Raw genomic sequence first — 15,011 nt, forward strand, 5'->3', positions numbered from 1 at the left:
TTTCCAAAGACAAGACAATACGTCTGCGCTGAAGATGCATCAGGTAAGGTCAGTTAAACTTGCTATATATTTTACCCTGTAAAGTAAATGAAAATTCGATTGTTTGGTTCAACAGGATAATTTCTGCTAAATCAATTTACGTGATGCGTAGACCGGAAGTTCTATCTGGATTTATTATCGCTTATGTAGAATAAGCGATTGCGTATGGGTTTCATTATCAACTATAATGAGAATATAGAACAATTTTTTTATAAAATTAGTAGTTTTGCAATCATTTATTTCCCAGGCACTATGCTGTTTAGTTCAGCAATTTTTTTGTTTCTCTATCTGCCATCTTTTTTACTTGTTTATTATTTATTACCCAAACGATGGCATAATGCGTTTCTGTTTGCCGCAAGCCTGCTTTTTTATGCGTGGGGTGAAGGACTTGTCGTGTTGGTATTGTTGTTGTCCGCCTTTATTAATTTTGTTGCCGGTCGGCTGGTGGAAAAAGGCCAGCGAAAGGCTGGTTTATTGTTGTCTTTGAGCGGCAGTTTATCACTTCTGTTTTATTATAAGTACACCAACTTTCTTGTTAATTCGCTCCAGGGTTTTGCCGAATCATTTGGACTGCCAATTGCTGAAAATTTAACAATAACGCAAATTGCATTGCCTATTGGTATCAGTTTCTATACGTTTCAGGGTATTTCCTACACACTTGATATTTATTGGGGACGCATTCGGGCAAATCGTAGCTTTCTGGATTATGGAACGTATGTGGCCATGTTTCCGCATCAGATTGCCGGGCCAATTGTTCGCTATGCCGATATTGCTCCCGAACTCGCAGACCGCACAACTACGATTGAGCGATTTGGCATTGGCGCTGAGCGGTTTATTATCGGACTTGCTAAGAAAATACTCCTGGCTAATACATTTGCCAGTTTAGCTGATACAATTTTCAATGCACCTTCCGACAGCTATTCCTGGGAAACTGCCTGGCTTGGCATCATAGCCTATGCCCTGCAAATTTATTTTGACTTCTCTGGCTACTCCGACATGGCTATTGGTTTAGGCAAAATGGTTGGTTTTGATTTTAAGGAAAACTTCAACTACCCCTATATTTCCACGTCCATTCAGGACTTCTGGCGACGCTGGCATATATCGCTATCGAGCTGGTTCCGCGATTATGTATACATTCCACTGGGGGGTAATCGGGGCAGCAAAGCGCGCACCTATCGTAATCTTCTGATTGTATTTTTTGTGACAGGGTTATGGCACGGAGCCAGTTGGAATTTCATTGTCTGGGGCCTGTATCATGGTGTGTTTCTGCTTGTTGAACGGGCTGGCTTTGGCAAACGTCTGGACCGCATCTGGTCACCTTTTGCACACGGATATACGATTTTGGTCGTGCTGATAGGCTGGGTATTTTTTCGGGCTGAAACCTTGACGTCGGCCCTAACTTATCTGCAAAAAATGATAGGTTTTGGCAGCCATACATCAGCTCAATTACTTTATCCGGTAGCCTATTTCCTGAACACAGAAAACAGTATCTCATTACTTATTGGAGTCGTACTGGCAACGCCGGTTTATCATCATTTTCAGCGGGCTTTGCTGCGGTTGGACGCACGATTGGTCTACCCACTAATGCGCCATCTTGTAAGCACTTTATACGTTGTCAGTCTGTTTAGTTTATTTATTATGGCTGTTATGTATTTAGCCGCTGACACATATAATCCATTCATTTATTTTCGGTTTTAATAAAACAGTTAATTAGTTGTTTTATTAAAATCAATTTTTGTGAAAAAATATGGAAATAAATTATCAAAACCAGCTTAATAAAGAGCCGAAGCCAAATCGGTATCGTGTTCTTCTTACCGGCATTGGCTTTGCAATTAGTATGCTCTTGCCTGCCTTTGACCAGTGGGTTGGTTTTTCGTCCAGTTTCAAAAGTACCGAGAAACGAATTTTAACCCCCTTTCCAACATTTAATTTCCCCCACGTAAAAACGTATATTCACGAATTTAATCAATATTATAGAGAAAATTTTGGCTGGCGAAATGCGCTGTTTTATCAGTATAGCCAGCTAAAATACCGGCTGATGGACGTTTCGCCATTGCCCCAAAAAGTTATTCTTGGCAAACACAACTGGTTTTATCCCGGAAACAGTTTAAATAACGTAGCAAATCAACATCAGGGATTATTACCAATAACCCCCGCTACGCTGCAGGCAATTGCCAGCCGATTGACAACTCACCAGCAGGAACTGGCTACGCTGGGCATTCATTTTTACGTAATGGTTGCGCCGGACTCCTACACGATATACCCTGAGAATTTGCCAGCCTATATACGGCGGAATCCCCTAAACTCTAACTTTGACTGTTTAAAGCGGCACCTGGCAAAATACACAACCATTCCGCTTATTGACGTTCGGGTGGCCTTGCGGAATGCTAAATCCACCCACCTGACCTATTGCCAAACGGATACTCATTGGAATGATTATGGTGCGCTGATTGCAAGCCTGACCGCCATCAGGCGGGTGCGGCAGGACTTTCCCTGCATGCCGATGCCTATCCTACAGGACTATAAAATTCGGGCTGAAGAAGGCGCTGGCGGAGATTTAGTTACCATGCTGGCCCTGAATCGGGAAATTACAGATTCGGTCAACTACAGCATACAGCCTCCCTGCTATTTAAAATCCCGGCAAACAGAAAGTAGGGAAAGCAGTCCGATGAAACTTCCATCGCAACGGTTTGTTAGTATAAATAAAAATTTACCCAACTTATTGTTAGTGGGCGATTCATTCGGTTTCGCCATGGCTAAATTTGTGCCAGGCTATTTCTCAGAATCTTATTTTGTATATACCAACTCCCTTAAAAAAGAATTAATTCGTTCCGAAAAACCAGATGCTGTAGTCATTGTGATTGTTGAGCGGAATTTAACTGATCTGGCCAGGTTATAATACAGAATAACGATACTTGCTAAACAGTAAGTTACTCCATCTCGTTAGCACTATAAATGAATAATACTATTACCCGTATTACGGCCATCCTCTTCGCTATCATGATGCTTTTACCCACGTTTGGTCAAGTATCAGGGCTGTCGGCGGGATTTAGCAGTACCGAGAATCGACAATTGAAAGAAATGCCCGCGTTGAATTTCCCGCACGTTCGAAATTTTTCCCATCAGTTTGACCAGTATTACAAGGAGAGTTTTGGCTGGCGAAATGCGCTGTTTTATGTCTATAGCCGCTGGAAATTTAAGGTGCTGCGCCAATCGCCGTTGCCCGAAAAAGTAGTCATCGGTAAAAACGGCTGGCTTTATCTGGGCAATAGCTATAATCGGGTAGTCGACCAGCACCGGGGTTTTTTGCCGCTCTCTGCCGACTCGGCCCGGATCATGGCTACCCATCTGGCATCCCTCCAACAGGAATTAGCCCGGCAGGGTACCCGCCTGTACGTATTCGTTGCCCCTGATTCGCATAGCATTTATCCCGAATACCTGCCCAACCAGTTGCAGGCGTCTACAGGTCCATCCCGTTTGGATGTGCTTAAAGCGGCAATGCAACACACGAATGTGCCCTTTGTGGATATTCGCGATACGTTACGGGCTGCTAAAAAAGACAATGTCGTTTATTACCAAACCGATACACATTGGAACGATTATGGAACCCTGGTCGGTTGTGCGGCCCTGTTGAACCGGATTCGGCAGGACCTGCCCATGATGCCGCCTGTTCGCCAGTCAGATTTTCACATCGAAAAGCAGCGCGGGTTAAGTGGCGATCTGAGCACAATGCTTATGCTTCAGGAGCAGATGAGCGACCCGGTTTATTATTACATTAAACCCATTGCCAGCCGGGCGGGAAAACAGACTGCCGTTGAGAAGAGTCCTAAGTTAGATTTCCCATCCACCCGTTTCGCAGGCCCGGCTACCGACCGGCTGCTGTTCATTGGCGATTCATTCAGTCACAGCATGATGGCGTTCCTGCCGGGTTATTTTCGGGAATCTTATTTTATTCGGGACAGTAAACTGGACCCTGCCGTACTCAGAGTCCAACAACCGGCTGTAGTGGTTATCGAAATTGTCGAACGAAACATCGACAAACTGGCCACTTTCTGATGACGAAGTAAGTAACGGACTGAGACAGTCGACTTGGTTTACCCATTCCACTGCGTTCGCTTACTTCCATATACCGACTATTTCCTCCCCAGGATTGAATCAGCCGCTTTCTCGGCAATCATAATAACGGGCGCGTTGGTATTACCAGCCACAATGGTCGGCATGATAGAGGCATCGACCACGCGTAACCCCTCGATCCCATGCACCCGAAGATTGGCATCAACCACAGCCATGTTGTCAGATGCCGGCCCCATTTTGCACGTACCAACCGGGTGATACACCGTTTCGAGTACGGCCAGAATATGGTGCCACAGGTCGTCGTCGGACTGGTGAACGAGTGGCAAATTGATTCCCTGGCTAAACGACCCGAATGCGTCGGCCTGCATCACTTCAATTGCTTTCCGAAGGCCGCTAATCAGCACCAGCCGGTCGGCTTCGTCGGCTAAGTAGTTGGGTTGAATAACGGGCGCATCGAGTGGATTAGCCGACCGCAGGCCAATATGCCCCCGGCTTTGGGGTTTCAATAATGTGGGCAGAATGGTATAGCCGTCGGAGCGTGGATAGGTTTTGTCGTCGTAAAAATCTGCTTTTCCGTCATTGCCAAAATGAACCGGTGCAAAATGAAACTGCATGTCGATTCGGTCCTGGAGAGGAACGGCTGAATTGCTCTCCGTAATCCCGCTTCCCGTTTTCAGAAACGCAACGGCTTCGAGCGGGCTTGTGGTCAAGGGGCCCTTCCGGTTTATGAAAAACTGCGCCAGCCCTTTTAGTTGATTCAGCGGCTTGAGATAGGAATTTGCCGATACACCTCGCTGCGAACTTAAACTGCTAACGCCCGTAAAGACATGATCCTGTAAATTCTGACCCACACCGGGTAACTCTTTTTTCACCTGGATTCCTGCCGAACGGAGTGCGTCGACCGGCCCAATGCCCGACAGCATCAGGAGTTGTGGTGATTGAAACGCACCCGCCGACAAAATAACGTCCCGGCGGGCCGTAGCTTGCTGGGTTTGGTTTTTGCCGATAATAAACTCGACACCCGTTACACGGTCAGTTTGGAGTAAAAGCTGCGTTGTATGGGCGTGCGTAAGGACGGTTAGGTTTGAACGGTTCAGCACCGGTTTTAGGAATGCCGATGCCACACTGTGCCGACGCCCGTTTTTGATTGTAAACTGGAACAAACCCGCGCCTTCCTGTGTGGCCCCATTATAATCTGTGTTAGACCGAATGCCCGACTCAGCGCAAGCCTCGACAAACGCATTCGCCAAAGGCGTTTGAAATCGAGTGGCAAAGGTAACGTTCAAGGGGCCGCTCCGGCCATGATAGCGCGAATCGAGCTGGTCATATTGCTCGTTGTGCTCCGACCGAATGAAATATGGTAGTACTTCCTGATAACTCCAGCCTGGATTACCCAGGGCAGCCCAGTTGTCGTAATCGAGAGGATTGCCACGAACATAGGCCATGGCGTTGGTCGACGAACAGCCGCCAAGTGTTTTACCACGAGGCTGGTACATTCGACGGCCCTGCAAGGCGGATTGTGGCTCGGTCCAGAAGCCCCAGTCGACCGTCGATTTATGAAGCTTGGCGTAAGCTGCCGGAATATGGATTTCCATTTTTGTATCTGGTCCGCCCGCTTCGAGCAGCAACACCGACGTGGCGGGGTCGGCAGAGAGCCGGTTCGCCAGCACACAGCCCGCTGATCCGGCACCAATAATGATATAGTCGAAAACCATAATCAAAAGTTAAGCGTAAACGCATTATGCACAAAAGAATAGCAAACGTGTAAGGCGTCGATGAAGGAGTTGCTCTGGAACTTATCGCTTTGCACCCTAACGTTTATAAACAAAAGACGGGCTTTTTTATTTAACTACTACGGCGTGTTTATTCAAATGGTGTTGTCAGGGTGTGTGTGATGAATAAAATACAGCTACTGAAATGGATGATGTACGTGTATTAGCCAAAGGATTGCGCTTTCCCGAAGGGCCAGCGTTTGATATAGACGGTAATCTCTGGTGTGTGGAGCAGGAGGGTGGCAGCTTGTTTTGCCGATCGAAACAGGGTGATACAAAACGTGTTCATACAGGCGGGCGACCCAACGGGATGGTTTGCCATCAAGGTCTGCTTTGGTTCTGCGATTCGGGTGAAAACAGCATCCGTCGTCTGAATATTCACACGGGTCGTATTGATACTGTCGTAAGCCACATCAGCGGACAACCGCTTGATCACCCCAACGATTTACTCTTCGATAGCCATAACAACCTGATCATCACCTGCCCCGGTCCACCCGATGGGCAGCAATCAGGCTATGTGGCAGTGTATACGGCTAACGGCTCTATTGATGTGATTGCCGAAGGGCTAACCTATCCCAACGGGCTTGAATTCTACCCCGATCGGCAAACGCTGTTGATTGCCGAAACGCATGAGCAACGAATTTGGGGGGGCTATTGGGATCCGGAAGCGTTGAGTTGGGAGACGTTGCACGTCTGGGCGACAGTAACGGATGCTCCAGCCGGAGCGAAGATGCCCGGCCCGGACGGTATGGTTGTTGGTCCTGACAAAAACCTGTATGTAGCGGTATTTGGAGAGGGTATTATTCGGGTGTTTTCAGCAGATGGTCAGCCGATTCGCGACATTCATTTACCCGGCCAGAATCCGTCCAACTGTTTTTTCGACCCAACAGGCGAACTGGGTCTTATCGTCACCGAGACCGAACGGGGAGAGTTGCTAAGCATACTTGTGTAGCTGCTGAAATAAAGAAAGTAGCGCAGCAGGTGCGTTTACAGAGACTATGCTACTTTCACTTTGTACTATTCCTTCAGTTCGGCTATTACGGTTACGCCCCCTTTGGTCACGTCGCCGATTTTAACTTTTATAGCAGCATCTAACGGCAGAAAAACATCTACCCGCGAGCCGAATTTTATAAAGCCAAACTCGTCGCCCTGCTTAACCGGCTGGCCCTCTTTCACATACCATATTATGCGCCGGGCCACTGCCCCGGCAATCTGTCGAAACAGAACCTGCACACCACTCGCCAGTTCAATGACCACTGTTGTCCGTTCGTTCTCGGTGCTTGATTTAGGATGCCAGGCTACTAAATACTTACCCGGAAAATACTTAAAATACCGAACAATGCCCGATACGGGGTTTCGATTGACGTGAACATTGAGGGGCGACATGAAAATGGAAATCTGCCGCCGGCGGTCCTTAAAATATTCGCTTTCTTCTGTTTCTTCAATAACAACAACTTTACCATCGGCGGGGGCAATAACCTGAGTGTCGCCCGTAGTGAGCACACGGGTTGGAATGCGAAAAAACTGAACGACCAGCACCAACAAAACCAGGCTAATGATCGCCAGCAATGTAGTTGCGGTCGGATTATCCGAAAAAAGATAAATATAAGCGAGCAGATTCAGAGCCAGCAGAACCAGCCCGGTTGTCAGCATTATCGTGGTGCCTTCGCGATGTAAGCGCATGAATATGGATGAGATATGATGTACGATGTATTAATGGCGTGGCCAGTATGGGCAAAATTATACACCATACATCATACATCATACATATTGGCGTAAATCAGTAGCCGCCCCGGTATTTATAGGTGCTGGCTACTTTATCAATAGCCACAATATAAGCGGCTAAGCGCATAGGTACCTGATAGCGCTGCGAGGTTTCAAAAACCCGGTCGAATGCATCTTTCATCACACGGTCGGCCCGGCGGTTAATTCGGTCAAGTGTCCACTTATACCCAATTCGGTTTTGCACCCATTCAAAATAGGAGACTGTTACGCCACCTGCGTTAGCCAGGATATCAGGTACAACTAAAATTCCTTTGCCATTAATAATCTCATCGGCGCTGGCTGATGTTGGTCCGTTGGCGCCTTCCACAATCATTTTGGCCTGAATCGACCCCGCATTGTCGTCAGTAATCACGTCTTCCTTTGCGGCCGGTACCAGCACATCGACGGCCAGCGATAACAATTCTTCATTGGTAATTTTTTCGGCGCCCGCAAAGCCTTCCAGGGTTCCTTTGTTGGCGTTCCGGTAGCTGACGGCAGCGGTAATGTCAATACCGCTTTTGTTGTAATAACCGCCCGAAATATCGCTCACCGCCACCACCGTAACCCCCCGCTCATGGAGCAGTTCAGCCGCAAACGACCCTACGTTGCCAAATCCCTGGATGGCCGCCGTAGCGCGGTAGGGGTTCATCCGCAATTTATCCATGGCTGCCAGAGCGGCCACCGTAACTCCTCGACCTGTGGCCTCTGTGCGTCCCAGGGATCCGCCCAGCACAAGCGGTTTGCCCGTTACCACATTGTTGACCGTCATTCCTTTTGCCTTCGAGTACTCGTCCACAATCCAGGCCATCTCGCGCGGGCCGGTGCCCATATCCGGGGCCGGAATATCCCGGTCAGGTCCAATAACGTCGAGCATGGCAACGGTGTACTGGCGAATAAGTCGCTCAATTTCGCCCGCCGACATGTCGCGCGGGTTGCAGGCGATCCCCCCTTTCGCACCGCCATACGGAATATCGACAACAGCGCACTTCCAGGTCATCCAGGCGGCCAATGCCCGAACTTCGTCGAGGTGTACTGCCGGATCGAGCCGTATGCCGCCTTTGGCGGGTCCCAGAATATTGGAGTGAATAACCCGGTAGCCTTCAAAAACTTTGATGGCTCCATTATCCATCGTAACGGGCAGACCAACAATCACTTGCCGGGCTGGTACTTTTAGAATGTCGTACATCTCGTCGGAGATGCCCACCAGTTTGGCTGCAGCATCGAAACGAGACATCATCGACTCAAGTGGATTCTCTTTATCTTTTATCGGAGCTGGTTCAATATATCCCATGACTTTAGCTAAATGCCTGTTTTAAAAACAAAATTTGTTGTGAAGTGTGTTGCAAACTTAGCGAATCAACCAATTACATGCTGAAAAGTATATTTTTTCTTTGATTATTATAATTATCCAAATTCAGTAGAATTGTTAAATATTTGTTTTCTAATCCAAAGAGTTTTTCATGATTAGTGCAGGGAACCGAATATTAATCTGCTAAATGCGAGAAAGGCAGATGGATAAATTCTAAAAAAAAGTACTTATAGTTTATAGGTTCATTGATAAACCAATCATAAACCATTAATTTTGTGCCCAAAACAATAGCACACCATTAAACGACTATACATGCTATGGTTCAGGAAGAGAAAAAACGATACTCAGAAGAAGATCTAAAGGAATTCGAAGAGCTGATTGGCCAGAAACTCGACGGCACCCGCTCTGAGTTGAACTATATTAAAGAAACGCTCAGTAAACGCAACGACAGCGGCACCGACAATACATCCGGTAATTCTAAATTGCTGGAAGATGGCGCCGATACCAGCGAACGCGAAAATTTGAGCCAATTAGCCGCCCGACTACAAAAATTTATTCAGCAGTTGGATGCAGCTATGGTACGCATTAAAAACGGTACATACGGCATCTGCAAAGATACGGGCAAGCTAATACCGAAAGAGCGGCTTCGGGCGGTGCCACACACACAGCAGACAATAGAAGCTAAATTGCGTCAGTCAAGGTAGGACAAGCGCTCACTCAACATAGCGTACTATCAATTAGGATAATTGATGTAGTATTTGCCTATGCATAAAAAAGCAGCTTTGGGAAGCCCCAAAGCTGCTTTTTTATGCATAGGCAAGACATTTCGATGAAAATGGAGTTATCTTGATAGAGCCGGAGCCAAAACCTACATTTCTTAAACAAAATACCTGTTTTTTTGTCATTACGGCAAGCAAAGTTTAACTATCAATTATTATGCTGGAACGCCTGGAAGAAATTCGGGAAAATATATTTCGCTATCTGGAAGCCCGCATCGAACTATTTACACTGGAGAGCCGTGGCAAACTTGAAGAAGGTGTCGTTGTTGGTGTTCACGGCATTGTTTTAGGGTTGCTGAGCACACTGACTATGGTGTTTTTGTTTAGTTTGCTGGCGGCTTACCTAAACGAAGTAACTGAGAGTCGGTATGTCGGTTTTTTAATCGTAGCTGCTTTCTTTCTGCTGTTAACAATTTTGTGGGTAGCCGCTAAAGATTTCTTTAAATCGAAAATCCGTGGAGCAGCTTATAGCGCCATGAAAAAAAGTCAGGAGAAAAAACACGAAGAGAAGTCGGAGGCTGTTGAAGAATTAATGGCCCAGGCTCGCTCGACCATGAATGAGCCTGGGAACTAACCAAAAGCGTTTATTAACCCTGTAAGGCTTTGATAAAGAGTCTACTAAGCTATCAGTATTTGATTGACTATTTTAAAAATTAGCAGGACAAATGGAAGACCCCAAGATATTATTCGCTGATACGACGGCCCGCCGTGCTCAGTTAATGGCTGCTACTGAGCGGTTCAAAACCTCAATTTCTGATAGTGTAGACTCTATCAAAGATGATGCTACTGAAGTTGGTAAAACAACTGCATTTGTCGCAGGTGCCGCTTTAGCCGTATATTTGGTTATAAATGCCATTTTGCCAAAATCCGATGAATACCGATATGCCGAGAAATACGGCGAACGCGACGATCTGGATGACGATGATTTTGATGACTATGCGGATGAAGCTAATGAGGATGACGAAGTTGCTCCCCATCCGTCCAATCGCAAAGTTGCCAGGCAGCAGGCCAATAAAATGCAGAAGTCGGCAGCCGCGAGCGGTCTCATTGGTGGAATTGTTACATCGGTTTTAACCAACATTGCTCGTGAGCAGCTAACTGGATTCTTAGCCCGCATTCGTACTAATAATGCCATCAACCCAACTGCCGAACCAACCGAATACCACGAACAGGCACCAACCCAGCCTGTTGACTACACTTCGTGATTACAAGCTATCTGGCCGAAAGGCCTTCGCCGTCCTGCTCGATCCTGACAAAATCGAGCAGGACGTATTGGCTAACTTATTAATTCGCACTACTGACTATCCTGTCGATTTTTTTCTGGTTGGGGGTAGTCTGGTAACCCAATATGCTCATAAAGAAGTCATTACCACACTTCGTCACTATACAAATACGCCCATCATTCTATTCCCCGGCAATCCGCTGCATATTGAGCCATCAGCTGATGCTATCTTCTTTTTATCACTCATTTCAGGCCGAAATCCAGAGTTTCTTATTGGTCAGCATGTAATTGCGGCTCCTTTGCTCAGGAAAAGTAACCTCGAAATTCTGCCAACAGGGTACATGCTTGTTGATAGTGGCATGCAAACAACCGTCTCCTACGTTAGCGGGACGATGCCCCTTCCCTACGATAAGCCCGGTGTGGCTGCCTGTACGGCTATGGCTGGCGAAATGCTGGGTCTCCAATTGATGTATTTAGATGCGGGCAGTGGTGCACGCCGGGCCGTATCGCCCGAAATGATTGCTGCCGTCCGGGCCGTAGTTGACCTGCCCATTATCGTTGGGGGAGGTATCAACTCAGGTGAAAAAGCGTATGCGGCCCTAAAAGCGGGTGCCGATATGATTGTCATCGGGAACGGCATTGAACAGGACCCCGACCTGTTGCCGCAATTGTCGACTGTGGTTCGGGCGTTTAATCAATCTGTCCTACAAGCCTAATCTTATGAAAAGTTTTGCCCGTGTATGGCTACAATTAATTCTGGTAGCGTTCACCTGTCTGTTTGTTCAGCATAAGGCTGGTGCTCAATCGACCAGCCGAAAAGTTTATACCGTTGTTGAACAGGACCCTGAATTTCCAGGTGGAAAAGCAGCTCTAAGCCGTTATTTAGCGGAAAATATACAGGTTACGGGTTCGATGATACGTAAGAATTACAATGCCGGTCCAATAGCCGCTAAATTTATTATTGACGAACTCGGCTATATACACGATGTTCGGGTTACGACCAAACCGCTTGACAAAAAAACATTTAAACGACTGGAAGGTTTTATGGCCACCATCATTGCGGCAATCGAAAAAATGCCCCGATGGGTACCGGGTGAGGTGGGTGGCAAAGCCGTTCCCGTATTCTATACGCTACCCATTGAAGTGAATATTTAATAAGTGATAAGTGGCTGACGCAGAGGTTTTATTCCGCTCCAGCCACTTACTACTTATTACTGATTTTACACATTCATCAGCGATTCCCGACGGCGCATTTTACCGGCTGGAATACCAAACATCATCTTAAATCGACGGCAAAAGTAAGCGGTATCTTTGTAACCCACTTCGGCACCGATAGCCCGGATGCTCTTTTTGCTCGTTCTGAGTAAGCCTACTGCCGCTTCCATGCGCTGGTACTCAATATAATCCTGCGGATTAATACCGGTTAGCATTTTAAAGTACTGCCCAACATAATCTTCAGAAACGTTCGCTACGTTAGCCAGCACTTTGTTCGACAGGTCGCCCCCAAGATTTTCTTTGATATAGGCGAAAATGTCAATCAGGCGCGGGTCTTTAAAATAGGTGCTATTGGTAACTAACTGCTCGACAAACAGGTGATTTTTGAGAATGTACCGAACAACTTCAATAACAATCTCCTCCGTTTTAATCTTAATAATTCGCCCTTTACCCGCCAGATCGGTCATGTCCTCGGCCAAAATCTGGTCGATGGTGGTGGCTAAATGTTCCTGCCGCTTTATAATAAATGGCGGTACATCGAGCGAGTTAAAGAAATTAACCGAATCAAATACTTTGGCTTCAAACGACACGTAGCCGAATGAGTTGGGCAGGTGACTGATTAATTTGGGGTCATGGTTACCTTCCCAATAGGATTCCCGATGAGTCATAAACTCCTCATTCGAGACAGTTTTTGGATTTGACGGGTCGCCATAGGTAACCGTAACGTGTTTGCCGCCCGGAATAAATAGCATATCACCTACCTCTACCTTTATTTTTTCATCACCGATGGACACATCACCATTGTATAAAATCAATAGCGTATTCTCGACATCGTAAAAATTTTTTATCGTAATCGGCTGCAAAATCCGAATATTGCGGGCTTTGATGAACTTCACGCCCAACGATTCGATTATTTTATTATAATCTTCCATAGCTGAAAGGAGTAGGTGCGTAAATCAGAACTTCACTAAATTTGCACAAAACTAATAATTTGTACAAAACTAATACAAGTATAAATATTTCCAAAAAAATCAAAAAAATAATGCGTATTCAGTATGAACACGCATTATCTGATTGGAAAAATTCTATTTTAGGCTGAAATAGGCTATCGTATAATCTCCCGAGCAATCACTAATTTTTGGATTTCAGATGTACCCTCGTAAATCTGAGTGATTTTTGCGTCGCGCATGAGCCGCTCAACATGAAATTCTTTTACATACCCATAGCCACCATGAATCTGCACGGCCTCGGTGGTGGCCCACATGGCCACATCCGACGCGAATAACTTGGCCATTGCGGCAGCCTGTACGTAATCTTTGTGCTCATCTTTAAGCCGGGCAGCTTTATAAACCAGTAACCGGGCGGCTTCTATCTTCGTCGCCATTTCTGCTAATTTGAACTGAATCGCCTGATGCTCAAAAATTTGCTTACCGAATGATTTGCGCTCCTGGCTGTATTTCAATGCGAGTTCATAGGCTCCGGCGGCAATACCCAACGCCTGAGCCGCAATGCCAATACGGCCCCCGTTCAGGGTCGTCATCGCAAATTTGAAGCCAAAGCCGTCTTCGCCAATGCGGTTTTCTTTGGGCACGTTCACGTCGGTGAAGAGCAGCGAATGGGTGTCAGATGCCCGAATACCCATTTTATCTTCTTTTTTACCCACCACAAAACCAGACGTTCCTTTCTCAATAATCAGACAATTGATGCCCCGGTGTTTTTTCTCGCGGTCGGTTTGGGCAATGACCAGACAAATGCCTGACGAGTTGCCGTTTGTAATCCAGTTTTTTGTCCCGTTCACGACATAGTAATCTCCTTTATCGTCGGCGGTGGTAGCCTGGGAAGTAGCATCAGAGCCTGCTTCAGGCTCCGACAGGCAAAAGGCGCCGATAGTTTCGCCAGTAGCCAAGCGAGTTAGGTATTTCTGTTTTTGATCCTCGGTACCGTAGGCGTCAAGACCGTAACAAACAAGCGAGTTATTAACCGACATGATTACTGACGCCGACGCATCAATCTTGGAAATCTCCTCCATCGCCAGTACGTAGGACACGGTATCCATGCCACCTCCGCCATAGTCCGGCGAAACCATCATGCCCAAGAACCCCAGTTCGCCCATACGCTTGACTTGCTCTGCCGGGAAGCGGGCTTCATTGTCGCGCTCAACTATGCCGGGTAAAAGTTCGCTTTGGGCAAAATCGCGGGCCGCTTCCTGCACGGCAAGATGCTCCTCCGATAAATTAAAGTTCAGTCCCTGTAGCTCTGCTGCTGCCGTTGCCATCATTAAATGTGTTAATTGGATGCGTCTGCCGATTATATGGTAAAGGTAGGAAATTGTTGGATTAATGGTATGCGTGCATACTACTCAACAAACAAGGTAATTAACTCAGCTATGCAGGCGGGTTTGTGATTTCCCTCCACTTCAAACACGCATTCGACAATAACTCGTGTAGTATTTCCTTGAGGTTCAACGTGATGCACCCATGCTTTCATACGCAAACGGCTACCCACCGGAACCGCGTTTGTAAACCGGATTTTATTCGCTCCGTAGTTTATGCCCATCTTCACCGACTCAATCCGGTAGAGTTCGGCCAGTAGTTTGGGGGCCAACGAAAGCGTCAGAAAGCCATGAGCGATTGGCGTTTTATAGGGTGATTCGCGAGTAGCCCGTTCGGGGTCAGTATGAATCCACTGGTGGTCGCCGGTGGCTTGGGCAAAAAGATTGACCATTTCCTGGGTGATGGTCGTGTATTCAGTTTCGCCGAGTGACTGTCCGGCATGGGCCGAAAATTCAGCCAGATTGGTAAAGGTTAGCATGAGTGTTCGGGTTTTATGAACTTTGC

Annotated in this window: 15 protein-coding genes; 9 read left to right on the forward strand and 6 right to left on the reverse strand. The window is 46.8% G+C overall.

Translation table 11 applies throughout. The features are described 5' to 3' along the window. Positions 1-291: 291 nt before the first annotated feature. Genes ACYVI1_RS10820 through ACYVI1_RS10830 form a run of 3 tightly spaced genes read left to right on the forward strand, consistent with a single transcriptional unit; the run spans position 292 to position 4,095 of the window. Positions 292-1,737 carry an MBOAT family O-acyltransferase gene (locus ACYVI1_RS10820; RefSeq protein ID WP_460909790.1) on the forward strand — a complete coding sequence of 482 codons (1,446 nt, stop codon included), beginning with the start codon at positions 292-294 and terminating at the stop codon, positions 1,735-1,737. Between the two features lie 49 nt (positions 1,738-1,786). Further along, positions 1,787-2,938: an alginate O-acetyltransferase AlgX-related protein gene (locus ACYVI1_RS10825; RefSeq protein WP_460909793.1), complete on the forward strand. Its 1,152-nt coding sequence runs from the start codon at positions 1,787-1,789 to the stop codon at positions 2,936-2,938. Between the two features lie 56 nt (positions 2,939-2,994). Further along, on the forward strand, positions 2,995-4,095 hold the full coding sequence (locus ACYVI1_RS10830; RefSeq protein ID WP_460909796.1) for an alginate O-acetyltransferase AlgX-related protein: 1,101 nt from the start codon (positions 2,995-2,997) through the stop codon (positions 4,093-4,095). A gap of 77 nt (positions 4,096-4,172) precedes the next feature. Here the strand turns inward: ACYVI1_RS10830 and ACYVI1_RS10835 are convergent, their stop codons facing one another. After that, the gene (locus ACYVI1_RS10835; protein WP_460909799.1) at positions 4,173-5,828 is read right to left on the reverse strand and encodes a GMC family oxidoreductase; all 1,656 of its coding nucleotides are present in this window, start codon (positions 5,826-5,828) and stop codon (positions 4,173-4,175) included. 202 nt (positions 5,829-6,030) lie between these two features. Here ACYVI1_RS10835 and ACYVI1_RS10840 point away from each other — a divergent pair, with 202 nt between their 5' ends. Further along, positions 6,031-6,837: an SMP-30/gluconolactonase/LRE family protein gene (locus ACYVI1_RS10840; protein ID WP_460909802.1), complete on the forward strand. Its 807-nt coding sequence runs from the start codon at positions 6,031-6,033 to the stop codon at positions 6,835-6,837. A gap of 65 nt (positions 6,838-6,902) precedes the next feature. Here ACYVI1_RS10840 and ACYVI1_RS10845 read toward each other — a convergent pair whose 3' ends face one another. Together ACYVI1_RS10845 and ACYVI1_RS10850 are read right to left on the reverse strand one after the other, a co-directional pair. After that, positions 6,903-7,568 carry a phosphatidylserine decarboxylase family protein gene (locus ACYVI1_RS10845; protein WP_460909805.1) on the reverse strand — a complete coding sequence of 222 codons (666 nt, stop codon included), beginning with the start codon at positions 7,566-7,568 and terminating at the stop codon, positions 6,903-6,905. 97 nt (positions 7,569-7,665) lie between these two features. Further along, a complete protein-coding gene (locus ACYVI1_RS10850; protein WP_460909808.1) occupies positions 7,666-8,940 on the reverse strand; it encodes a Glu/Leu/Phe/Val family dehydrogenase in 1,275 nt (424 codons plus the stop codon). 335 nt (positions 8,941-9,275) lie between these two features. On the opposite strand from ACYVI1_RS10850, the gene ACYVI1_RS10855 reads away from it, so the two are divergent. From ACYVI1_RS10855 to ACYVI1_RS10875, 5 genes are all read left to right on the forward strand, one after another. Then, positions 9,276-9,662 carry a TraR/DksA family transcriptional regulator gene (locus tag ACYVI1_RS10855; RefSeq protein WP_460909811.1) on the forward strand — a complete coding sequence of 129 codons (387 nt, stop codon included), beginning with the start codon at positions 9,276-9,278 and terminating at the stop codon, positions 9,660-9,662. Between the two features lie 232 nt (positions 9,663-9,894). Further along, positions 9,895-10,311, forward strand: coding sequence for a phage holin family protein (locus ACYVI1_RS10860; protein ID WP_460909814.1), 417 nt, complete (start codon positions 9,895-9,897; stop codon positions 10,309-10,311). Between the two features lie 91 nt (positions 10,312-10,402). After that, on the forward strand, positions 10,403-10,942 hold the full coding sequence (locus tag ACYVI1_RS10865; RefSeq protein WP_460909817.1) for a hypothetical protein: 540 nt from the start codon (positions 10,403-10,405) through the stop codon (positions 10,940-10,942). Next, positions 10,926-11,675 carry a phosphoglycerol geranylgeranyltransferase gene (locus ACYVI1_RS10870; protein WP_460909820.1) on the forward strand — a complete coding sequence of 250 codons (750 nt, stop codon included), beginning with the start codon at positions 10,926-10,928 and terminating at the stop codon, positions 11,673-11,675. The genes ACYVI1_RS10865 and ACYVI1_RS10870 overlap by 17 nt, the downstream gene beginning before the upstream one ends. A gap of 4 nt (positions 11,676-11,679) precedes the next feature. Beyond that, positions 11,680-12,114: an energy transducer TonB gene (locus tag ACYVI1_RS10875; protein ID WP_460909823.1), complete on the forward strand. Its 435-nt coding sequence runs from the start codon at positions 11,680-11,682 to the stop codon at positions 12,112-12,114. Between the two features lie 65 nt (positions 12,115-12,179). On the opposite strand, the gene ACYVI1_RS10880 is transcribed toward ACYVI1_RS10875, so the two are convergent. The 3 genes from ACYVI1_RS10880 to ACYVI1_RS10890 all read right to left on the reverse strand — a co-directional run bounded on the left by ACYVI1_RS10880 (position 12,180) and on the right by ACYVI1_RS10890 (position 14,985). Continuing rightward, positions 12,180-13,106, reverse strand: a complete 927-nt coding sequence (locus ACYVI1_RS10880; protein WP_460909826.1) for an AraC family transcriptional regulator — start codon at positions 13,104-13,106, stop codon at positions 12,180-12,182. A 173-nt stretch (positions 13,107-13,279) separates the two neighbouring features. Then, on the reverse strand, positions 13,280-14,449 hold the full coding sequence (locus tag ACYVI1_RS10885; RefSeq protein WP_460910511.1) for an acyl-CoA dehydrogenase: 1,170 nt from the start codon (positions 14,447-14,449) through the stop codon (positions 13,280-13,282). A gap of 80 nt (positions 14,450-14,529) precedes the next feature. Further along, on the reverse strand, positions 14,530-14,985 hold the full coding sequence (locus ACYVI1_RS10890; protein WP_460909829.1) for a MaoC family dehydratase: 456 nt from the start codon (positions 14,983-14,985) through the stop codon (positions 14,530-14,532). Positions 14,986-15,011: the final 26 nt, after the last annotated feature.

The organism is Spirosoma areae (assembly GCF_054781775.1).